Raw genomic sequence first — 20,803 nt, forward strand, 5'->3', positions numbered from 1 at the left:
GCGACCCGCCCTCCTCAGCGACCCGCCCTCCTCGGTTGTCGCACCCCTCACGGCGCCGCCGGTGCCGGGCGCTTGAACATCCGTGTCGCCGTGATCTCGCTGTGCCCGGCTTCCCCGGCCTGGGGCTGCTGCGGTAGCCCCGGGCGGAGGTGTTCCTCGACGCTGATGTACTTCAGGCCGGCCCGGAGGTCGGCGTCGTTGCGCAGGCGGATGACCAGCGGGAACTCCGCGAGTGCGGTCGTGTCGAACAGGCCGGTGGTGTAGAGGAGTTGGACGCCGAGCGCGTCCGACACGGCGCGCTGCAACTCCAGCAGATAGGTGGCGTTGGCGCGTCCGATGGGGTTGTCGAGGAACAGCGTGCCGGCGTGCCGGTGCTTGTCGCGGCCTCGGTCGTTGCTTCTGAGCGCGGCCATCGTGCAGTACAGCGCGATGGCCGCCGTGAGCAGCTGACCACCGGAGAAGACGTCGCCCATCTGCCCCACGGGCACGCGCTCGGCGCGCAGTACGGCGTCCGGCTTGAGGATCTCGACGGCGACGCCCTTGGGCTGGAGGGCTGCCGCGACTCCCCTCAGGAGCAGGGACATTCCGTCGCGCCGCAGGTCGGAGTTCTTCTTCACGGCCGCGCGGGTCGCCTCGTCGACGACCTCGCCCAGCCGTTCGGTGAGCGTGGCCTGGTCCGGCTCCTCGAAACGGATGCGCAGGAATTCCTGCCCGGACCACTCGCCGAGCCCTTCGGGCAGCCGGGACAGTCGCTGGGCGGACCGCAGGGTGGCCAGCGCGGATTCGACCAGGCCACGCAGCCGGTCCACGATCGAGTCGCGGTTGCGCTCCAGCTGCGCCAACTCGTCGGTGAGCACGCGGAGTCGGGGCGCGAAGGCGTCCGCCCACTTCTGCGCGTGCTCGGGCAGCGCGGAAGCCGGCAGCTCGCGGATCTGCTGGCGGGCGGGGGTGCGGACCTGCTCGTAGCGAGTGGAGTTGGCGTGCCGTACGAGTACGTCGCTCGCCTCGCGCACGGCGGCCTCCGCGGCGGAGAGGTCGGCGGCGCAGCCGCGCAGCGACCGGCGGGCCTCGGCCGCGGAGTGCCGGGCCTCCTCGGGGCTGGCGGGGTACGGCTCGGGCTCCTCCTGTTCCTCGTCGGAGACGTGCTCGCGCAGCAGGTCGCGCAGCATCGCGGCGATCTCGTCGAAGCCGCCGGCCGCGTCCTCGGCGCCGCGGTGGGCTTCCAGGAGTTCGGCGTGCGCCTCGCGGGCCTGCGTCAACGCCTCGGTGCGGGAGGCGAGTTCGGCGGTCGCGGTACGCAGCAGCGCCTGCGCGTGCTCGGCGTCGCGCGGCTGGAGTTCCTCGGACAGCTCGGTGTGCGCCTCGCCGTCCTCGGGAGCGTGCCGTTCGGCCTCGCCGCGCAGCCGGCCGAGCTGCTCGCTCGCGCTGGACATACGGGTCTCCAGGAGCTGGACCAGCTCCTCCGCGCGCGCGGCGGCCGCCTGCCGGGAGGGGCTGTCGGAGCCGTCGGGCGATTGCAGGAGCTGTTCGGCCCGGTTACGGACCTTGTTGCTCAGCCGGTCCAGCTCCGTGCGCGCCGCGCTCTCGTCGCTCTCCGCGCGGGCCTGCTCGGCGCGCAGGTCGGCGCCGACGCCGACCTTCTCGTACAGCTGGGAGGCGGCCCGGTACGCCTCGCGCAGCGCGGGCAGGGACGCCTTCGGGGCACCCGCGTCGGTGTCCGTGTCCGGTACGTCGTCGGGGGCGCCCGCGATCTCCGAGCGCTCGGCGCGCAGGGCACGCGCGGTGCGGCGTGCGTCGTCGGCGCCGCGCTGGGCGGCGCGGCGGTCCTCGTCGGCGGCGCGGGCACGTTCCAGGCAGGTCTGGGCGCGGGCCTCGGACTCGACGGCCTCGTCGGCGAGTTCGCGCAGCTTGACCTGCCAGCCCGACCGTTCACGCAGCCGGAAGGCCAGCCCGGCCAGGGCGTCGGCGGAGCGCCGGGCCTTCTGCGCGGCCTCCTGTCGCTCGTCGCGGACCTGCGCTGCCTCGGCGGCCGCTTCGTCGGCCTCGGCGCGCACGGTCCGTGCCTCGGCCAGCTCGGCTTCGGACTCCTCGGCGAACGCGCGCGTTTCCCGGGCGGCCTGCGCCAGCTCCACCAGCCGTCCGTCCGGGCAGCCGGTCCGCCAGGAGGCCAGCCGGGCTGCCAGCTCCCGGTCCTTGCCAAGCCGTGCGGCGAGGCTGCGGATCTCCTCGTCCCGCTCGGTGGCCCGCGCGCGCAGCGTCTGCCGCTCCTCGTCGGCGGCGTGCTCGTCGTGCATGGCCGGGTTCGGCGGTACGAGGAAGACGTCACCGCTCGACGCGTCGGCGGCCGGGGTCGGGGCGAGCAGGGCGGCGGCCGTGCCCACGGCGACGGCGGAGCGGGGCAGCAGGGCCGCGTCGCCCAGGACCTCGCGGGCACGCGCGTGTGTGTCGGGGTCGGTGATGATCACACCGTCGACCAGCTCGGGCCGGGCGGCCAGCACGCGCGCGTGGTCGGCGGGGTCGACGGCCTGGGCGAGATAGCGCCAGCCGGGCAGCGCCGGGATGCCCTGCTCGCCGAGGAACTCCACGGTGGCCAGCACGTCCGGGCCGGGCGGCAGCAGCCCGCCGTCACCGAGCGCGCCCAGGATCCGGGCGTCGTCGGCGGCGGCCGTACGCAGCTCGAAGAGCTGACGCTCGGCGGCGGAGACGGCGTCGTCGAGAAGCTCACGCAACTCGTCCGCGAACCGGTCGAGCTCCTCCGGCGTGAGGGCACCTTCGGTGGCGGCGCCCGACGCGGCGGCCTCCGTGCCTACCCGCGCGGGCGTAGCCGCCTTGCCGTCGTCCTGTGCGCCGGGCCGCGCGGCGGCACTCGCCCCGCCGTCGTCCCCCGTGCGCGGGCCGGGCACGGATCCGCGCTTCACACCCGGCTCCCCGGTCAGGCTGAGCAGTTCGGCGAGCCGCTCCTCCCCCGCCAGCCCCTCCGCGAGCCGGCGCTCGGCGTCGTAGGCACGCTCCGCGGCGGTGGCGGCGTCCGCCGCGCGGGCCGCGGTCAGCTCCGCGCGGGACTCCGTCGAGGCCGCTTCGCGCGCGTGCTCCGAGGCGCGCCGGGATGCCTCGCGGGCGGTGTCCCAGGCGGCGACGGCCGTCTTCTCGGCGTCGCTCGCCGCGAGGGCCGCACGGGCCGGGTCGGCGTCGGGCGCGCTGTCGTCGAGCCAGCCCGCGCGGACGGCCTCGGCGGTCTCCTGCTCGACCTCGGACAGTCGCTGCCGCAGATGCCCGGCCTCGCTGCGGGCGCGCTGGGCGTCGGTGGCGGCGGCGGTGGAGTCGCCGTAGGCGGACTCGCTCACCTCCTGGAGCGCGGCGGAGCGCTCCTCCCCCTCGTTGGCGAGCGTCTCGGCGCTCTCGGCGGCCGCGTGCAGCGCTCGTACGAGATCGACGGCGGCCTTGGCTCGGGCGGCCAGCGCGGGGGCGGCGTCGCGTTCGGCCTCCTGGATGGCGGCGGCCACGCGCGCGACGCGGTCGGATGCGGCGCGGTGCCGCAGGGCGGCCTCGGCGGCCTGCCAGGCGGAGTGCAGGGTGCGCGCGTCCGCGAGCTCGCGCTTCTGGGCGGCTGCCGACTTCTCGGCTGCTGCGAGCGCCAACGAGGCGTGCCGGTATGCCAGTTCGGCGGCGATCAGCGCGCTGCGCTCGCGGCCCGCCTCGGCATGGGTGACGGCGTACGCGGCGGCGGTGACTCGCTGGGCGAGGTCGGCGGCCCGCACCCGTTCCTGGACGCCGCGCGCGGACAGCCGCCGGGCCAGGGTCCGGGTGCGCCGCTCGGCACCGGCGTGGATGTCTCGCGCACGCGCACGTGCCTCGGCGGCCTCGACGATCCGCCCGAGCAGGTCGACGGACCCGGCCGTGAAGTCCCGCTCGGCCATCAGCTCGGCACGTCGGCCCAACTTGTTGCCGAAGCCGCCGACCAGGTCGGCGAGGCCGTCGGTGTCGCGGGTGTCGGTCACGGCCCGCAGCAGCAGGTCGGTGAAGTCGGAGTCCTTCTTGACGGCGAAGAGGCCGGCGGCCTCACCCTCGTCGGCGTTCATCTCCCGCTGGTAGCGGAACAGTTCGGGGTCGAGGCCGAGATCGCCGAGGTGCTCGATCCAGCGGTCGTGGATCTCCTCCCAGTGCACCTCCAGATGCGGATACGCCTTGCCCGCCTCCGTGATCGCGTCCCGGAACCCCTTCATCGTGCGCCGGCGGCCCTGCGCGCCCGACTGGCCCTCGACGGACGGCCGTACGGCGGTGGACTCGGCGACCGGCAGGTTGTCCAGGGACAGTCCGGGTCCGGGCCGGAAGGAGTACCAGGCCTCGGCGAACTTCCGTGGGTCGTTGGAGACCTGGCGCCCGCGCCACTCGCTCACCTTGCCGACCACGACGCACTCGCCGGTGAGCGTGTGCTGCCACTCCAGCGCGACATGTCCGCAGTCGTCGGCGAGCAGGAACTTCCTGAGCACGCCGGAGCTGGCGCCGCCGAGGGTGTTGCGGTGGCCGGGCAGCATCACCGAGAAGATCAGCTTGAGCAGGACCGATTTGCCGCCGCCGTTCTCCAGGAAGAGCACGCCCGCGGGTGCGGGCCGGCGCGGCGGGCCGACGGGCTCCTCCTCGAAGAACTCCGCCTGCGTGGGCGCGGGGTCGGGCACGGGCTCGCCCACACCGCGCAGGTCAAGCACGGTGTCGGCGTAGCGTGCACCGGCCGGTCCGATGGAGTAGAGGCGGACCCGGGACAGCTCGTACATGGCGGACTCTCGTAAGTCTTCGGCAGATCAGGGAAGTGCAGATCAGGGAAGTTCGGGGAAGCGCGTGCGCTTCAGGCGGAGTGGAACGGCAACCCGGCGTCGGCCACCAGCTCCAGGTCGTCCGTGGCCTCTGCCGGCAGCAGGGTCGGCGTGCCGTCGGTGACCGGGACCACGCCCAGCTCCAGCAGCTCGGCCATGGCGGCGCTGCCGGCCATGTCACGCACCTGGAGCTGGTAGCGGGCGGTCGTCCGGTAGGTGCCGCCGTTGTCGTCACCGGTCCGCTGGAGGAACCCGGAGTCGGTGAGGAAGGCGACGGCCTTGCCGACGATGCCGGTGGTCGAGCCCGCGAGCCGGCGCGCGTCCTTGGTGGCGCCGGTCGCGCTGCGTCTCACCCAGATCCGCCAGGCGGCCTCCAGTCCGGGCGCGTCCGTGGCGGGGTCGGTGTTCTCCCCCTGCTCATCGGCACGCTCCTCCAGCCGACGGCAGGCCTGCCGGACGAAGGCGTCGACGCCGTTGACGCTGACGCGGCCGATGTACCCGTCGTCGGCGAGGTCCTCGGGCCGAGGGAACGCCATGGCGGCGACGGCGAGATGAGCCAGCCCGTGCAGGAACCGGTCGCTGCCGTCGGCGGACGTACGACGCGCGTAGTCACCCATGCGGACGGCGAACACGGAGTCCTCGGCGGCGGTCACCGCCATCCCTGCGCGCGGGGACACCTCCAGCACGACCAGCCCGAGCCCCGCGGCCACGGCGTCCGCGAGCCGCGCGAACGGCGGGTCCTCGCGGTACCGGCGCAGCAGGTCGGCGTACTCCTGGTCGCGCGCGGGCTGCAACTTGGGCTGCAGCCCGAAGGCGACGAGCCGCGCCGCGTCGGCGGCGTCGGCGGGGGTGACGGCGGCGGTCGCCGACGGGGCGGCGGCCTCCGGCTCACTCCACTCGACGTGCTCGGTCACGGTGTCGGCTCCTCGATGTGGTGCTGCTGGAGGTTCATACGGTTCACGCAAATCACAGGGTCCATGCAGGTCACAGGGTTCATGCAGTGCATGCAGGTCACAGGGTTCATGCAGTCCATGCAATTCACGCCGTGCTCGGAGCGGCTCATGCCGCTTCCGTTCTGTCGGCCGCCATTCCCACGGCGTCCAGCAGGGCCGTGCCGACGATGAGGTCGGCGCCGCCGAACCCGGGGTCGTCCAGCTCGGTCCCGTCGTCGACGGCGAACAGCAGTTTCTGCTCGCCCTGCCGATAGGCCGTGCCCACCGGTGGGCTGGCCGCGTGCACGGCCAGCAGCGCGACCAGGTAGGGCAGATCGGGATCCCGCCGCCGTGCCTCGGCCAGCAGGCCCGACAGCCGGCGCGGCGCGTCGGCCGGCAGGTCGAGCAGGACCATCGCCGCGGCCAGCTGCTCCTCGCTGAACCGGCTGTCGTCCGGCGTCGCGATGAGGTCGGGCTCGGGCATCTCCGCGCCCAGATGCTCCCGCTCCACGGGCGGCGTCAACAGTATGTCGACGAGATCACCCACCCGGACCGACACCGGCGTACGCAGTCCCGTCCCGCGCGCGAAGAAGGCGTCCGTGACCCGGACCGCCTGCTCCAGGGGCAACGGCAGGACGGGCGCGACGAGATGCCCGTACAGGTCGATCCCCGACGTCGTCATGGGCGTGGCGAAGGCCTGCCGGTCCTGCTCGGCGCGGAACAGCGGTCCGGCCTCCAGCAGGCGGGACTGCAGCTGGGTGTGCCGTCGGATGCAGTCCTTGACGATGTCGACGAGCTCGGCCGCGCGGCGCTTGTGCTCCGGGTCCTCGGACTCGTCGCGTGCCTTGCGGATGTTCGTGAGGATCGCGTTCTCGTGGCGGTAGCGGTCGGCGACGTGGTCCAGGGCCTCGGCGATCATGTCGGGGACGGAGTTCAGCCAGTCGACCGCCCGGACGTTGCGCCGGGTCGCGTCCAGGGCGCGGCGGAGCGTCTCGGAGTACTGCACGGTGCGGTAGCGGGCCTGCTCGGCGGCCAGCTGTGCGTCGGCGAGGCGGCCGCGGTTGATCAGCACCTCCAGCTTGACCTCGGCGGCGATCTGCGCGCTGGTCACGTCGGTGTCGAGGGCGCCGACGAGGACGTTGACCGCCTCGTCGGTCGTCCGCAGGTACACCGTGCCGCCCGGCCCCGGCACCTCTTCGATCAGCTTGAAGTCGTAGTCACGGCGGACATAGCTGCCGTCCGGCGCGAACGTGCCGTACACGGCCCGGAAGCCGCGGTCCACACTGCCGACGTTGATCAGGTTCTCCAGGACCCAGCGGGCCACCCGCTCGTGCTCGGCGACGGGGCGGCGCGGGGCCTGGGCGGCAATGCGCGGGATGAGGCGGGCGACTATCTGGTCGTGGTCGGCACCTGTGTCGAAGTCCATGTTGAGCGTGACGAGGTCGATGGCGGCGAGCGCCACCTCCGCCATGCCGTACACCGAGTACTCGCCCGCGAGGTTGGCCTTGCGCGTGTCGAGGTCGTGCAGCGGCGCGGTGCAGGCGAGCGCGCGCAGCCGCCGCGCCAGCCCCTCGTCGGCGGCCGGGCCCGGAGCCGGGCGCGGCCCCGCGCTGAGCTGGGGCGGAACACGGTCCGTCGATGCAGGCGAAGTCACGGTGCACAGACTAGGTCCTGGGTCTGACATCGACCCAAACGACGGTGCTCAGCTGGTCGAGCCGGAAAACCGGGTCGCGTTTCGTGTGCGGGTCGTCCGTGGTTGCTCGCGCCCACGCGGCGGAGCCGCATGTCGATACAGCCCCGCGTCCCTTACGGGGCGCTCGACACCCGGCGTCGGTAGACCTCCACGACCCGCTCCAGCGAGTCCTCCAGATAGACCGCGAGCAGCTTCTCCGCCTCGCCCTTCTCGCCCGTCTCCAGCGCCTGCAGGATCTGCCGGTTGCGCGCGAGATAGGGCTCGTGCAGTCGCTTCGGGTCGTCCACGACGTGGAAGGCGAGCCGCAGCTCGGCGAAGACGCTGCGCATCAGTTCGTCGGTGCGGGCGCTTCCCGCGAGGGCGACCAGTTCGCGGTGGAAGTGGATGTTGGCCGTACCCACACCTTTCCAGTCACCTTCGCGGGCCGCCCCCAGCCCCTCCTCGACCGCTGCGGCGAGCGCGTCCAGGCCGTACGGCGGCTCGCCGAGACCCCTTACGACGGCGCATTCGACGAGCCCGCGCGTGCGGTAGATGTCCTCGACGTCCTCCACGGTCAGGACCCGGACGAACACCCCCCGGTTCAGCTCGTGGACGAGCAGCCGTTCATGTGTGAGCAGTCGGAACGCCTCGCGCAGCGTGTTGCGGGAGACGCCGAGCGCACCGCCGATGCTGTCCTCGGACAGTCGGGTGCCGGGTGGGAAGAAGCCCTCGGCGATACGGCTGCGGAGGATGTCCGAGACCCGCTCCGCGGTGCTGGTGCGGCCCAGCAGGGCGCGGTCCTCGGCGAGTGGGTTCAGCTGCTCTGCCATGCCGGAATTCAATCGCAGACCACAAGAACGAACCAACATGGGTATTGAGGGATCGTTGAACAATCCTCTACGGTACTGCGCACCGGCACGGCTCACTCCCCACGCACCCTCCGTCCCCTCTCTGCGAGGTGCCCATGAGCACGACCCCTCCACCGCAGGCCCTGACCCACCCCACCACTGACGAACGCGCCGCCGATGACGGCGCGTTCGCCTGGCTGCGCGCCCTGGGTCCGCGCGGCCGCCGCGCCTTCGCGGGCGCTTTCGGCGGCTATGCCCTGGATTCGTACGACTACTTCACGCTGCCGCTGAGCATGGTCGCGCTGGCGGCGTACTTCGGCCTGGACAGCGGCCAGACCGGCCTCTTCACCACCGTCACGCTCGTCGTCTCCGCGATCGGCGGCGCCCTGGCCGGAGTGCTGGCCGACCGGATCGGCCGGGTCAAGGCGCTGATGATCACGGTGATCACCTACGCGGTCTTCACCGTCGCCTGCGGCTTCGCGCCCAACTACGAGACCCTGCTGGTCTTCCGCGCCCTCCAGGGCCTCGGCTTCGGCGGCGAGTGGGCGGTCGGCGCGATCCTCGTCGCCGAGTACGCGAGCGCCAAGCACCGCGGCCGCACCCTCGGCGCGATCCAGAGCTCGTGGGCCGTCGGCTGGGCCCTGGCCGCGATCATGTACACCGTGGTCTTCTCGGTCGCCGACGACGACCTGGCCTGGCGTGTGATGTTCTGGACCGGCGCGCTGCCCGCACTGCTCGTGATCTGGATGCGGCGCCGGGTGCACGACGCCCCCGAGGCCGTGGCCGTGCGTGAACAGAGCACCGAGAAGGGCAACTTCACCGCGATCTTCAAGCCCGGCCTGCTGCGGACGACGATCTTCGCAGGGCTGCTCTCCACCGGCGTCCAGGGCGGTTACTACACCCTCGCCACCTGGGTGCCGACCTACCTGAAGACCGAGCGCGAGCTGTCGGTCGTCGGCACCGGCGGCTATCTGACGTTCCTGATCTCGGGCGCCTTCCTCGGCTATCTGACCGGCGGTTACCTCACCGACCGGCTGGGGCGCCGGCGCAACATCTGGCTGTTCGCGCTGCTGTCGGCGGTCTGCATCCTGGCGTACGCGAACATCCCGAGCGGTGCCAACACCCTGCTGCTCGTGCTCGGTTTCCCGCTCGGGTTCTGCATGTCGGCGATCTTCAGCGGCTTCGGTTCGTACCTGAGCGAGCTGTACCCGACGGCCGTGCGCGGCACGGGACAGGGCTTCACGTACAACACCGGCCGCGCGGTGGGCGCGATCTTCCCCACCACGGTCGGTTTCCTGGCCGACAGCTGGGGTGTGGGCGGCGCGCTGGTCTTCGGCGCGATCGGCTACGGCATCGCGGCGCTGGCCCTGCTCGGACTGCCGGAGACGCGCGGGAAGGAGCTGGTGTGAACAGCACCGAGAACCGGCCACCGACCCTCATGGACGACCGCCCGCTCACCCTCGTCGACGAGCACGCGCACGCGTGGAGCCCGAAAGCCGCCCGCGACCGCTTCCGGGAGGGCCTGACGGGCCCCACGGCCGGCGTCGCGGCGGGCCACACCCAGGTCAACCTGATCTCGGTGCCCGCCGACTGGGCGTACGACATGCTGCTGTTCTGCCAGCGCAACCCCAAGCCCTGCCCGGTCCTGGACGTCACGGACGCCGGTTCCTGGACGACGCCGCTCGCCGAGGGCGCCGACCTTCGGACCGACCTGCCGCGCTACCGGGTATGGCGGGACGGCGAGTTGGTGGACGAGCCCACGGACGTGCGCGCCCATTGGCGGGACGACCTGGTGTCGTTCCTGATCGGGTGCAGCTTCACCTTCGAGTGGGCGCTGGCCGAGGCGGGCGTGCCGATCCGGCACATCGAACAGGGCCGGAACGTCCCGATGTACGTGACCAGCCGTCAGTGTCGTCCGGCGGGGCGGCTGCACGGACCGATGGTGGTGTCGATGCGCCCCGTGCCGCCCCAGCACGTGAGGGCGGCGCTCCGGGAGACAGGTCTGCTCCCGGCGGTGCACGGCAGCCCGGTGCACTGCGGCGATCCTTCGGCGCTCGGCATCGCCGACCTGGGCCGCCCCGACTTCGGCGATCCGGTGGACGCCGAGCCGGACGACATCCCGATGTTCTGGGCCTGTGGGGTGACCCCGCAGGCCGCGGTGATGGCCTCGCGCCCGCCGTTCGCCATCACCCACGCGCCGGGCCAGATGTTCCTGACCGACGCCCGCGACGAGCAGTACCGCATCGTCGCCTGACCGAGGAAACGACGGGACACATGACCTCCATCGATCTCAACGCCGACCTCGGCGAGGGCTTCGGCCGCTGGCAGCTCACCGACGACGAACGCCTGCTGTCCGTCGTCACCAGCGCCAACGTGGCCTGCGGCTTCCACGCCGGGGACGCGGCCACCATGCGGCGGGTGTGCGAGCAGGCGGCCGAACGCGGGGTACGGATCGGCGCCCAGGTCTCCTACAGAGATCTGGCGGGGTTCGGGCGGCGCGCGATGGACGTGCCGCCCGGCGAGCTGGCGGCCGAAGTGGCCTACCAGATCGGCGCCCTGGAGGTCTTCGCGCGGGCGGCGGGCACGCGCGTGTCGTACGTCAAACCGCACGGCGCGCTCTACAACCGCGTCGTGCACGACGAGGAGCAGGCCGGCGCGGTCGTCGACGGCGTGCTCCTGGCGGACGACACGCTTCCCGTGCTCGGCCTGCCCGGCTCGCGGTTGCTGGAGCTGGCCGCGAAGGCCGGACTTCCGGCCGTCACGGAGGCGTTCGCGGACCGCGCGTACACCGACCGGGGCACGCTCGTGCCGCGCGGCCAGGACGGCGCCGTGGTCACCGACCCGGAGGCCGTCGTGGAGCGCTCGGTGGGCCTGGCCCGCTCGGGCGTGGTCACCGCCCGCTCCGGGGCATGGGTCGAGGTACGCGCGCGTTCCCTGTGCCTGCACGGCGACACGCCGGGCGCCGTCGAGCTGGCCCGCAGGGTGCGGGCGCGGCTGGAGGAGTCGGGTGTCCGGGTGGAGGCCTTCGTATGAGGGTGCTGCCGGTCGGCGACGACGCCCTGCTCGTCGAGGTGTCCTCGGGCGAGGAGGCCCGGGCGCTGCACACGGAGCTGCTGCGGCGCCGCGCCGAGGGCGCGCTGTCGGTCCGCGAGATCGTCCCCGCGGCCCGGACGGTCCTGCTCGACGGGCTCGCCGACCCGGCCCGCCTCGCGTCCGAGCTGACCACCTCGCCGGTGCCTCCCGCTCCCCCACGCGCGCGTGACGTCGTCGAACTCCCGGTGCGCTACGACGGCCCGGACCTGGCCGACGTCGCCGCGCACTGGGGTGTGTCCGCGCGGGAGGTGGCCCGTATCCACGCGGGCACCGAGTTCAGCGTCGCCTTCTGCGGTTTCGCCCCCGGCTTCGGCTACCTCACCGGCCTGCCGCCGCGCTACGACGTGCCGCGCCGGGCCACCCCGCGCACGGCCGTCCCCGCGGGTGCGGTGGCGCTGGCGGGCCCGTACACGGGCGTGTACCCGCGCTCCTCGCCGGGCGGCTGGCAGCTGATCGGCACCACGGACACCGTGCTGTGGGACCACACGCGGGTGCCGGCCGCGCTGTTGTCGCCGGGCACGCGCGTGCGCTTCGCCCCGGTGGGGAGCTCATGACCGACCGTGCGCTGTCCGTCGTCCGCGCCGGAGCGCTCACCACCGTGCAGGATCTCGGCCGTCCCGGACACGCCCACCTCGGCGTGCCCCGCTCGGGCGCGCTCGACGGGCCCGCGGCGGCTCTCGTCAACCGGCTCGTCGGCAACGCCCCGGAGGCGGCCGTGCTGGAGACCACGCTCAACGGCTGCACGCTGCGGCCCCGTTCGGCCGTCACCGCGGCGATCGGCGGCGCGCCCTGCCGGGTCACGGTGGACGGACGTCCGGTCGCCTGGGGCGCCCCGGTGCACGTCCCCGCCGGCGCGGTCCTGGCCGTGGGAGCGGCCGTCTCAGGTGTACGGAGCTATGTGGGCGTTTCCGGCGGCATCGCCGTCGAGCCGGTCCTCGGCAGCCGCTCCACCGACCTGCTGTCCGGGCTCGGTCCACCGCCCCTCACCGACGGCGCGGTCCTTCTCCTGGGCCGGCCGACGCAGCGGCACGTACGCGTGGACGTCGCCCCGCAGCCGGCACCCCCCGCCGAACTCGTCCTGCGCGTGACGCCCGGCCCGCGCGACGACTGGTTCACGCCAGGGGCCCTGCGCGCCTTCACCTCCCGCGTGTACCGCGTCTCCCCGTCGAGCAATCGCATCGGGCTGCGCACCGAGGGCCCGGCCCTGGAACGGGCGCTCACCCGCGAACTCCCCAGCGAGGGCGTGGTCCTGGGCTCGGTCCAGGTACCGCCCGACGGCCGGCCGGTCGTGTTCCTCGCCGACCACCCGACGACGGGCGGCTACCCGGTGATCGCCGTCGTCCGCGCGGCCGACCTCCCGGCCGCCGCACAGGCGGTACCGGGCACGCCGGTCCGCTTCGTGGCCGTACGTCGCCGCTGACGCCCGCCACAACCCGCCACGCGCACGCGCTCCCCGCCACATCCCGCCACGCGCACGTGCGCCCCGCCACAACCCGTCACGCACGCGTGCGCCACGGCACTCCCGCCACGCACGCGTGCTCTACGCCGCCTCCGGTGCCGGCTCCTGGACCGGGCGCTGTCCCGGCACAGGCACCGACAACCCCTCCGGCAGCAACAGGTGCTCCGGCACGGACCGGTGCTCGGGGACCAGCCGATGTCCGGCCACCGGCCGATGCTCCGGCGGCGCCGACACATGCCCGGACGCCGACACATGCCCGGGCAGCACCACCGAATCGGGCGCCGCCCGATGCCCGGCCGCCCCCACGCCCTCCGGCATCGCCAACGCGGCCAGCGCCATGGAGACCGCCTGTGCCGCTCGCCGGTCGAGCCGGTCGCTGGTGCCCTTTGCTCGGTGCCGCATCTCGACGGTGGCGAGGCGCACCAGCTGGGGCAGCAGGTCGTTGCACCGCCGGATCACCCAGGCGGTACCCGCGGTGGCCAGCCACAGCAGGCTCGCCGACTTGGTGGGCGGCGCGAACTCGGGCTCGGGCGAGGGCGCCGTGTGCGTCGCGATGCCCCGGTGCGCCAGCATCGCGTGGAAACGCAGGGCGATCTGCCGGTGCCCGCGCTCCCCGGGATGCAGCCGGTCCGCGCTCCACATCGCACGGTCCATGATCCAGGGGTCGTCGACCGCGTGCAGATGCACGGCGCCGTACCGCTCGGACAGCGTGTGAACGACCGTGTTGACGGCCCGCTGCCGCCGGGCCAGCGGATGGCCCAGGACCGCCGGCAGTCCCAGCATCGTGCCCGGGTCGGGCAGGCAGGCCGTGAGGACGGCCGTGCCCTGGCGGGTGAACGACGCGTAGACCTTGTCGAGGCGTTCGGCGATCTTCTCGATGTCGAAGGTGCTGCGCAGTGTGTCGTTGACACCCACGAGGACGGACGCGACGTCGGGCCGCAGGTCCAGAGCGGCGGGCAGCTGGGTCTCCAGCACGTCCCGCGTCTGCGCCCCGCTCACCGCGAGGTTGGTGAACTCGGCGGACGGTTCGGACAGCCCGCCGGCGAGCAGCGCGGCCCAGCCGCGCCACCCGTTCCCCACGCGGTCGCCCACCCCCTCGCTCAGGGAGTCCCCGAGGGCGACGTAACGGAGCGATCTCATGCCGCGCCCTCCGCACGCACGAAGGGACGAGCCGGCAGAGCGGCGTCGTGCGCGGTGAGGAAGGCGTCCACCGCCGTGCCCCAGCCGAAGCACTCCGCACGCGCGCGTGCCGCCTCCCGGCGCTCACGCTCCGGACGGTCGAGGATCATCTCCACGGCGTCCGCGAAGGCGTCCCCGTTGTCCGCCGCGGTGGCACCGGCGGAACCGATCACCTCCGGCAGCGCGGAGGACGCGCTCGCCACCACGGGCGTGCCGCAGGCCATGGCCTCCAGTGCGGCGAGCCCGAACGTCTCGGCGGGCCCGGGAGCCAGGGCGACGTCGGCGGAGGCCTGGAGCGCGCCGAGCAGGCTGCGGTCGGCGACGTGCCCGAGGAAGGTCACCGGCAGGTCGCGCTCCTGGGCCCGCTTCTCCAGCCCCGCGCGCAGCGGGCCGTTCCCTGCCACCACGAGCACGGCGCGCACTCCACGCCGGCGCAGCGACTCCAGGGCGTCCAGCGCGGTGCCGGGCCGCTTCTCCACGGAGAGCCGGGAGCACATCACCAGCAGCGTTTCGTCGGCCCGCGCGTGGGTGGCGCGCAGGGCGGCGTCGCGCATGGTGGGACGGCGGTTCATCAGGTCGACGCCCAGCGGTGCCCGTACGACGTTGCGGGCGCCGATCCGCACGAACTCGCGCTCGGCGAACTCCGTGGTGCACACGACCCTGGAGTAGGTGTGTGCCGTACGGAGGTTGAGGGCGTCGGCGGCGCGCCGGGACAGGTTCTCCGACAGGCCCCAGGTGCGCAGTACGCCGTCGGCGGTCTCGTGGGAGACCATCACGGCGGGGACGCGGGCACGACGGGCCCACTTGCCGGTCCAGCGCAGCGTGGTGCGGTCGGAGACCTCCAGGCGGTCGGGGGCGAGCTCCTCCAGGAGGGACGCGACCCGGCGCTTGTCGATGAGCACGCGGTAGCCGCCGGTGCCGGGCAGCATCGGGCCGGGCAGGGTGATCACACGGCCCTGCTCGGTCTCGCAGTCGCTGTACCGCTCACCCGGCACGATCAGGACGGGATCGTGGCCCGCCAGTTTGAAGCCCTTGCCCAGCTCGCGCAGCGCGGTGCGCAGCCCCCCGGAGGCGGGCGCGACGAAGTTCGCGAGCCGGACGATCCGCAGGCCGGTCATGCCGCCACCACCGTCCGGCGCGCGGCGACGACGTCCTTGTAGTGCCCGATCAGCTGGTCGCCGATGGCCGCCCAGGTGCGGCCGTCGACGGTGGCGTGTCCGGCGGCACCGTACGCGGCCCGCAGCGCCGGGTCGGCGACCAGGGACTGCACGGCGTCGCGTACGGCGTCGGCGTCCCGCGGCGGCACCAGCAGGCCGGTGCGTCCGTGGTCGACCAGGTCGAGCGGACCGCCCGCGGCGGGCGCGACGACCGGCACACCGCTGGCCATGGCCTCCTGCACGGTCTGGCAGAAGGTCTCGAACGGGCCCGTGTGGGCGAAGATGTCGAACGAGGCGAAGATCCGGGCGAGGTCGTCCCCGCCGCGGCGGCCGAGGAAGACCGCTCCGGGCAGCGCCTCGGCGAGCGCGGGCTGGCTCGGCCCGTCGCCGACGATGACGACCTTCACGCCCGCCAGGCGGCACACGCCGGAGAGCAGCTCGATGTGCTTCTCCGGGGCGAGGCGCCCGACGTAGCCGACGATGACCTCGCCGTTCGGGGCGAGTTCGCGGCGCAGCTTCTCGTCGCGGAGCTCGGGGCGGAAGCGGGCGGTGTCCACGCCGCGTGCCCACAGCTTGAGCCGGGGCACCCCGTGGGCCTGCAGGTCGTTCATGGACGCGCTGGACGGGACGAGAGTGAGGTCGGCGGCGGAGTGGACGGACCGTATGCGCCGCCAGGCCGCGGCCTCGCCGGCACCCATGTAGGTGCGGGCGTATCCGGCCAGGTCGGTCTGGTAGACGGCGACGGCGGGGATACCGAGCCGGGCGGCGGCGGCCATGCCGCGCACGCCGAGGACGAAGGGGCTGGCCAGGTGCACGATGTCGGGCTGGTGCTGGATCAGCGCGGCGGCGAGGCGCCGGCTGGGGAGCGCGACCCGGACCTGGGGATAGCCGGGGAGCGGGAGGGAGGGGACATGGACGACGGGGCAGGGCGCCATGGAGGCGGCTGCCTTGTTCCCGGGAGCGGGAGCCGGTGCGACGACGAGGGGCGCGTGACCGCGATCGACGAGGTGTCGGGCGGTCTGGAGCGCGCAGTGGGCCACGCCGTTCACATCGGGGGGAAAGGATTCGGTCACGATGACGACACGCATACCCGTGTTGTCGCCGTGCTGGACGTGGCCGCGTCAAAGTGGATCTTTCCGAACGACAAACGTCCCATGAGCGTTCCGCTGCGCACCCGGGCGGGTCAGGTCGCGTCCATGCGCGCCTGACCCGCTGGTCATCCCGTGTTCACCCGGCGGGCGGATCTCCGCGAGTTTCACAGGGTGAACACATGTCCCGGGCGCCGGTCAGCCGGTGGTCGTGTCGGGTCCGATGCGGCTGCGTACGGCCGTCTGGACCTCGGCCTCCTCGGCCGGATCGGCGGCGAGCCGGCGCAGTCGCTCGACGACGCGCGCGTCCCCGGTCTCGGCGTGCCGGGCGGCGATCTCGCGGGTGGTCTCCTCGCAGTCCCAGAGGCACTCGACGGCGAATCCGGACGGGAAGGAGGGATCGGTGGCGGCGAGCGCACGGGCGGTGCGTCCGCGCAGGTGGGAGGAGGCGGTCTCGCGGTAGATGTGGCGCAGCACGGGGGCGGCGCAGGCGATGCCGAGCCGTCCGGTGCCGTCGACGAGGGTCCACAGGGTCGGGGCGTCGGGGCCCTCGCCCCGTACGGCCTCCCGCAGCGCGGCGAGGACGAGGTCCTTGTCCCCGGCGGCGCCCCGGCAGGCGAGCATGCGTCCGGCGGCGGCGCCCAGCGGATCGGGCCGTCGGGCCCAGCCGCGCGCACGGTCGACGGCGGCGACGCTGCGCATCCGCTCGAAGGCGTCCACAGCGGCCTCCACGACGGCCGACGAGCCGGTGACGACGGCCGCTTCGATCAGGTCGAGGGCCTCCGGGTCGTTGCTGTCGGCGAGGTAACGCAAGGCAGTACAGCGGGCTCCGTCGATGCCGTCCTTGGCGGCGGCGACGATCTCCGGCCGGTCCTCGGGGCCCGCGACGGCCATGAGGCACCGTGCGGCGGGCACATGGAGCGCGACACCGCGCTCGATGCCCTGTTGAGCCCACTCGAAGACCGCCTGCACGCTCCACCCCGGACGGGGCCCGGTAGGTCGCATCTGCCGCTGCCAGCGGTCGAAACAGCCGGCCTCCTGAGCGGCACGCACACGCGTGGCGATCGATTCGCGCGGATCATCGGCCCACAGCCGCCATGGCCGTGGCTCAAAAGCATCGCGTACGGCGACGGCCAGCTCGGCCTCGCCCTCGGGATCGCTGGAGAAGCGCGCGAGCACGGGCGCGGCGAGGGCGCGCAGCCCGGTGTCGTCGTCCCTGAGCGCGAGTTCGTCCAGCGCCCAGGCCCAGTTGGAGCCCGTGGCGGCGTACCTGCGCAGCAGTGCGAGGGCGTCCCGCCTGCCGTAGGAGGCGAGGTGGCCGAGGACGGCGAGGGTCAGCCCGGTGCGTGACTCCTCGGTGTCGAGGGCGTCCTCGACGTCGAAGAGGTGAGCCTCGATCTCGTCCAGCTCGCCGTTCAGATCGAGGTAGAGACGGGCGTAGTACAGGGAGCGGTTCTCCACCTGCCAGTCGTGGCGGGGGTCCCGCAGCACGCAGTGGTTCAGCGCCGCGAGCGCCTCGGCCCGCGGGGCGGTGAGCGCGTGCAGTGTGCCGTCGCCGCGGCCCCGCTGGAGCAGGCCGAGCAGCGTACCGCTGGGCGCTATGACCGGTTCGAACATGGGAAACAGCCTCACATCAAGCGTCGACGCAACCGGGGTTCTTGCTTCACCTGGCCGCGTGACAACACGTCGGGGCGCCCGCCGTTTCCTGCTTGCTGTAGACCATCTTCCTCTGCCTCTCGTAGGTGGCCCATGCGGACCGGATCACGGCCCGCGCGGTGCGGCAACACCTGCCCAGCCATCGCGTCCGTGAATCACGACGTCATGATGACTCGGCACTTCCATCTGCCGCGACCGAAATTTCGGCGGCCCTGTACCGCCTCCCCCGTTTTCTGTGTTTTCGCTGGTCGGAGCGTTCGGCTCAGTGAGCGCCGAACAGTTCGAGCAGTTTCGTCTTGGCGAACATGCGGGCGGTGTCGATGGCCGAGGGAGTGCCCGCGGCCGGGTCGGCGCCGCCTTCCAGAAGAGCCTTGATCACTTCCGTCTCACCCTTGAAGACCGCGCCGGCGAGTGGCGTCTGGCCTCGGTCGTTGACACGGCTGGCCTCGGCGCCCCGGGCGAGCAGGGCGCGCACCGCTTCGGCATGGCCGTGATAGGCGGCGAGCATCACCAGGGAGTCGCCGCGGTCGTTGGTGAGGTTGGCCGGAACGCCCGCGTCGACGTACTCCACAAGCGCCTCGGTCTGCCCCTGCCGGGCCAGATCGAAGATCTTGGTCGCCAGCTCCACGACCTCGGGGTCGGGGGCATCAGTCATCGGCCGGACCGCCTCTCACTACGAACACGGGGACTGCTGGGTACTGCCGGGCACTGCTGGTTCCTGCGGGGAGCAAGGGTACGGCCGGCGAGCGGTGCTCGGCCGTACGAGTGATTCGCCAGCGTACTGGCTAGCGCGGCACATGACCCGATACGCCCGAGGCAAAGATCATCGCAGACACAGCCGGACACGACACCCAAGCTCATCCGGTCAAGGACACTCCGCCACCTGGGGGAAATTTGCTGAATTTCACCCAGTTGCACCTTTTATCGTATGGATACATCCTGTGAGCCTGGAAGTACTCATGGTGACTGTCCCCACAATCCAGGAGCACTCACATGATCCTCTCCATCTCAGGCGTCGTTCTGCTCGGCATCGTCGTCTTCATCTTCTTCCGCAAGGACGGGCTGAAGGCGTCGCACGCCCTGATCTCGGCCCTGTTCGGCTTCTATCTGGCAAGCACGGCCATCGCCCCGAGCATCAAGGCCGGCGGCGAGAGTCTCGCGAGCCTCCTGGGCGGCATCCAGTTCTGACGCCGCTCCACCCGCCCGTACGCACCTGTAGGAGACAGCAGTGGCCCGCCGCCCCCTCCCCCGCATCCTGAGCACAGGCAGCGCGCAGATCGCCCGAAGCCGGGACATGGCCCGGGCACAGATCGCCCGAAGCCGGGAGCTGGCCCGGACGGCGAGCGACAGCGCCTCTGACGTCCTCCATCCACTGATCACGATCACCCGTGGTCTGCGCCGGCTGGCCTCGGCCGGGCGGCGCAGATGGGCCGAGACCCCCAAGGACAAGCGCGGTCCGCTGCTGTTCCTGGTGGCCTCGGTGATCCTGGTCGTGGCGCTCGTTCCGTACGGGCCGCTGCTCGCCGTCATCACCCTGATGGCGGCGGCAGCCTGGCAGGGCCGGGACCGGGGTCCGTCGACTCCCGAGGGCCCCGACGAGTCCCAGCTGGAGCGGCTGAGGGCGCTGTACGAGGCGCTGGTCCCGTACTTCTCCGCGGCCGAGGACCCGGCACCGCTGTACACCCACGGCGGCGAGTGGCAGAAGGCCTTCCCCGAGTACGACTTCGACGGCACGGGCCGGGTCAGCCGGCTCCTCGTCCGCTACCCCGCCTACTTCACCGACGGCGAGGCGCAGGCCCGCGCGCGGATCGAGCACCTGCTGACGACGAAGTCCGGCCGCGGCCGCGAGTACCACTTCGACTGGGACGAGGAGGGCAACGAGCTCATGGTCAGCGTCCTCGCTCCGCTGCCCACGGACATCGCCGCCCAGCGCTTCGTCACGGCCCCCGGCGAGACGGTCCTCGGCTTCACCGACCCGAGCCGGACGCAGCGCACGCTGCCCCTCACCCATGGTGTGGAGCAGCGCGACGTACCCCCGGTCGTCTGGCGCACCGGCATCCGCTCCACCGAGCCGCACCTGCTGGTCATGGGCCAGCCGGGCACCGGCACCTCGACCCTGATGCGCTCCATCGCGCTCCAGGCCCTCCAGTACGGCGACGTCGTCATCGTCGAGGGCGGCAGCACCGGCGAGTACGCCTGCCTGACCGGACGGGACGGCGTCCTGGCCGTCGAGTGCGGGCTGGCCGGGGCGATCGCCAGCATGGAGTGGGCGGCGACCGAGACGGAGCGGCGCCTGATCGCCGTGAACCGGGCCCGGCAGGCCGGCAACCCGCCGCCGGACGACACCAAGCGCCCGCTGTGGCTCCTGTTGGACCGCCCGACCGCGTTCTCCCACCTCGCCTCGACGGACGGCCGCCGGGACCCGCAATCGCTGCTCCAGGTGCCCCTCCGGCACGGCCGCGCGGCGAACGTCACGGTGGTCGTGGCCGAGCAGTGGGACGCCATGGACGCGCTGTCCGACGCGGTACGGCAGCACACACGCGCGCGTGTCGTGCTCGGCGCCGCGACGGCCCAGCAACTGGAGTCGGCCCTGGGCGCCCCTCCGCACACCACGCCGGTCGCCGACGTGCCGCCCGGCCGGGGCTACGCCCGCCTCGGCACCGGCGCCGTCCACCGCCTTCAGGTCCCGGCGACTCCGGACCCCTACGACGACGCGACGAGCGACGCCCACCGCCAGGCCGTACTGGAGCTACTGCCGGAGCGGACGACGCCGGTGGAGGTGGAGGCGCTGCCGAAGATGGCGAAGCCGCAGCAGCAGCCTGAGCCGGTACCGGCCGAGGCCGTCGTGGCCGAGACCTCATAGCACCCGTCGGAATAGCACCCGTCGGACCTCACAGCGCCGTTCGCA

General features: G+C 73.1%; 16 protein-coding genes and 1 pseudogene. 8 read left to right on the forward strand and 9 right to left on the reverse strand.

Annotated features, from left to right (window positions below; all coding sequences use genetic code 11):
- Positions 1-47: 47 nt before the first annotated feature.
- The 4 genes from OG254_RS08755 to OG254_RS08770 all read right to left on the reverse strand — a co-directional run bounded on the left by OG254_RS08755 (position 48) and on the right by OG254_RS08770 (position 8,245).
- Positions 48-4,772, reverse strand: a complete 4,725-nt coding sequence (locus OG254_RS08755; RefSeq protein WP_405579167.1) for a hypothetical protein — start codon at positions 4,770-4,772, stop codon at positions 48-50.
- A 71-nt stretch (positions 4,773-4,843) separates the two neighbouring features.
- Positions 4,844-5,725 (reverse strand): hypothetical protein, encoded by an 882-nt coding sequence (locus OG254_RS08760; RefSeq protein ID WP_351196439.1) that lies wholly within the window; start codon positions 5,723-5,725, stop codon positions 4,844-4,846.
- Between the two features lie 145 nt (positions 5,726-5,870).
- Positions 5,871-7,397 (reverse strand): hypothetical protein, encoded by a 1,527-nt coding sequence (locus OG254_RS08765; protein WP_405579170.1) that lies wholly within the window; start codon positions 7,395-7,397, stop codon positions 5,871-5,873.
- Positions 7,398-7,549: 152 nt separating this feature from the next.
- Entirely contained in the window at positions 7,550-8,245 is a 696-nt protein-coding gene (locus tag OG254_RS08770) for a GntR family transcriptional regulator (protein WP_405579172.1), read from the reverse strand.
- 134 nt (positions 8,246-8,379) lie between these two features.
- Between OG254_RS08770 and OG254_RS08775 the strand changes: the two genes are divergently transcribed.
- The 5 genes from OG254_RS08775 to OG254_RS08795 are packed head-to-tail and all read left to right on the forward strand — an operon-like array spanning position 8,380 to position 12,776.
- Entirely contained in the window at positions 8,380-9,672 is a 1,293-nt protein-coding gene (locus OG254_RS08775; protein ID WP_351196433.1) for an MFS transporter, read from the forward strand.
- A gap of 29 nt (positions 9,673-9,701) precedes the next feature.
- On the forward strand, positions 9,702-10,517 hold the full coding sequence (locus OG254_RS08780) for a putative hydro-lyase (RefSeq protein WP_405594905.1): 816 nt from the start codon (positions 9,702-9,704) through the stop codon (positions 10,515-10,517).
- 20 nt (positions 10,518-10,537) lie between these two features.
- On the forward strand, positions 10,538-11,296 hold the full coding sequence (locus tag OG254_RS08785) for a LamB/YcsF family protein (protein ID WP_405579175.1): 759 nt from the start codon (positions 10,538-10,540) through the stop codon (positions 11,294-11,296).
- On the forward strand, positions 11,293-11,910 hold the full coding sequence (locus tag OG254_RS08790; protein WP_405579177.1) for an allophanate hydrolase subunit 1: 618 nt from the start codon (positions 11,293-11,295) through the stop codon (positions 11,908-11,910). The genes OG254_RS08785 and OG254_RS08790 overlap by 4 nt, the downstream gene beginning before the upstream one ends.
- On the forward strand, positions 11,907-12,776 hold the full coding sequence (locus OG254_RS08795) for a biotin-dependent carboxyltransferase family protein (protein WP_405579180.1): 870 nt from the start codon (positions 11,907-11,909) through the stop codon (positions 12,774-12,776). The genes OG254_RS08790 and OG254_RS08795 overlap by 4 nt, the downstream gene beginning before the upstream one ends.
- Before the next feature lie 348 nt (positions 12,777-13,124).
- Here the strand turns inward: OG254_RS08795 and OG254_RS08800 are convergent.
- From OG254_RS08800 to OG254_RS08810, 3 genes and pseudogenes are all read right to left on the reverse strand, one after another.
- Positions 13,125-13,955: pseudogene (locus OG254_RS08800) on the reverse strand (SGNH/GDSL hydrolase family protein); the annotation flags it as partial.
- Positions 13,952-15,112: a glycosyltransferase gene (locus tag OG254_RS08805; protein WP_147997247.1), complete on the reverse strand. Its 1,161-nt coding sequence runs from the start codon at positions 15,110-15,112 to the stop codon at positions 13,952-13,954. The gene OG254_RS08805 and the pseudogene OG254_RS08800, both read right to left, overlap by 4 nt.
- Entirely contained in the window at positions 15,109-16,239 is a 1,131-nt protein-coding gene (locus OG254_RS08810; protein ID WP_351196423.1) for a glycosyltransferase family 1 protein, read from the reverse strand. Before OG254_RS08810 ends, OG254_RS08805 begins: the two co-directional genes overlap by 4 nt.
- On the opposite strand from OG254_RS08810, the gene OG254_RS08815 reads away from it, so the two are divergent.
- Positions 16,141-16,359, forward strand: a complete 219-nt coding sequence (locus OG254_RS08815) for a hypothetical protein (RefSeq protein ID WP_405595669.1) — start codon at positions 16,141-16,143, stop codon at positions 16,357-16,359. The genes OG254_RS08810 and OG254_RS08815 overlap by 99 nt on opposite strands.
- 78 nt (positions 16,360-16,437) lie before the next feature.
- Here OG254_RS08815 and OG254_RS08820 read toward each other — a convergent pair whose 3' ends face one another.
- Both OG254_RS08820 and OG254_RS08825 read right to left on the reverse strand, forming a co-directional pair.
- Positions 16,438-17,856, reverse strand: a complete 1,419-nt coding sequence (locus tag OG254_RS08820) for a HEAT repeat domain-containing protein (protein ID WP_405579182.1) — start codon at positions 17,854-17,856, stop codon at positions 16,438-16,440.
- Positions 17,857-18,157: 301 nt separating this feature from the next.
- Positions 18,158-18,550 carry an ankyrin repeat domain-containing protein gene (locus OG254_RS08825; RefSeq protein ID WP_405579185.1) on the reverse strand — a complete coding sequence of 131 codons (393 nt, stop codon included), beginning with the start codon at positions 18,548-18,550 and terminating at the stop codon, positions 18,158-18,160.
- A 338-nt stretch (positions 18,551-18,888) separates the two neighbouring features.
- Here OG254_RS08825 and OG254_RS08830 point away from each other — a divergent pair, with 338 nt between their 5' ends.
- Positions 18,889-19,083 (forward strand): hypothetical protein, encoded by a 195-nt coding sequence (locus OG254_RS08830; protein ID WP_004002760.1) that lies wholly within the window; start codon positions 18,889-18,891, stop codon positions 19,081-19,083.
- A gap of 40 nt (positions 19,084-19,123) precedes the next feature.
- Complete coding sequence (locus tag OG254_RS08835) at positions 19,124-20,758, forward strand: ATP-binding protein (protein ID WP_405579188.1); 1,635 nt, start codon at positions 19,124-19,126, stop codon at positions 20,756-20,758.
- The last annotated feature ends 45 nt before the right edge of the window (positions 20,759-20,803 follow it).

The sequence above is a fragment of the Streptomyces sp. NBC_01092 genome (assembly GCF_045039535.1).
GTDB lineage: Bacteria > Actinomycetota > Actinomycetes > Streptomycetales > Streptomycetaceae > Streptomyces.

Excerpts from the sequence above, each read along its gene's own strand:
- OG254_RS08795 (WP_405579180.1), top strand. The coding sequence starts at position 11,907 with ATGACCGACCGTGCGCTGTCCGTCGTCCGCGCCGGAGCGCTCACCACC.
- OG254_RS08805 (WP_147997247.1), bottom strand. The coding sequence starts at position 15,112 with ATGACCGGCCTGCGGATCGTCCGGCTCGCGAACTTCGTCGCGCCCGCC.
- OG254_RS08825 (WP_405579185.1), bottom strand. The coding sequence starts at position 18,550 with ATGACTGATGCCCCCGACCCCGAGGTCGTGGAGCTGGCGACCAAGATC.
- OG254_RS08820 (WP_405579182.1), bottom strand. The coding sequence starts at position 17,856 with ATGTTCGAACCGGTCATAGCGCCCAGCGGTACGCTGCTCGGCCTGCTC.
- OG254_RS08755 (WP_405579167.1), bottom strand. The coding sequence starts at position 4,772 with ATGTACGAGCTGTCCCGGGTCCGCCTCTACTCCATCGGACCGGCCGGT.
- OG254_RS08830 (WP_004002760.1), top strand. The coding sequence starts at position 18,889 with ATGATCCTCTCCATCTCAGGCGTCGTTCTGCTCGGCATCGTCGTCTTC.
- OG254_RS08770 (WP_405579172.1), bottom strand. The coding sequence starts at position 8,245 with ATGGCAGAGCAGCTGAACCCACTCGCCGAGGACCGCGCCCTGCTGGGC.
- OG254_RS08780 (WP_405594905.1), top strand. The coding sequence starts at position 9,702 with ATGGACGACCGCCCGCTCACCCTCGTCGACGAGCACGCGCACGCGTGG.
- OG254_RS08790 (WP_405579177.1), top strand. The coding sequence starts at position 11,293 with ATGAGGGTGCTGCCGGTCGGCGACGACGCCCTGCTCGTCGAGGTGTCC.
- OG254_RS08785 (WP_405579175.1), top strand. The coding sequence starts at position 10,538 with ATGACCTCCATCGATCTCAACGCCGACCTCGGCGAGGGCTTCGGCCGC.
- OG254_RS08775 (WP_351196433.1), top strand. The coding sequence starts at position 8,380 with ATGAGCACGACCCCTCCACCGCAGGCCCTGACCCACCCCACCACTGAC.
- OG254_RS08810 (WP_351196423.1), bottom strand. The coding sequence starts at position 16,239 with ATGCGTGTCGTCATCGTGACCGAATCCTTTCCCCCCGATGTGAACGGC.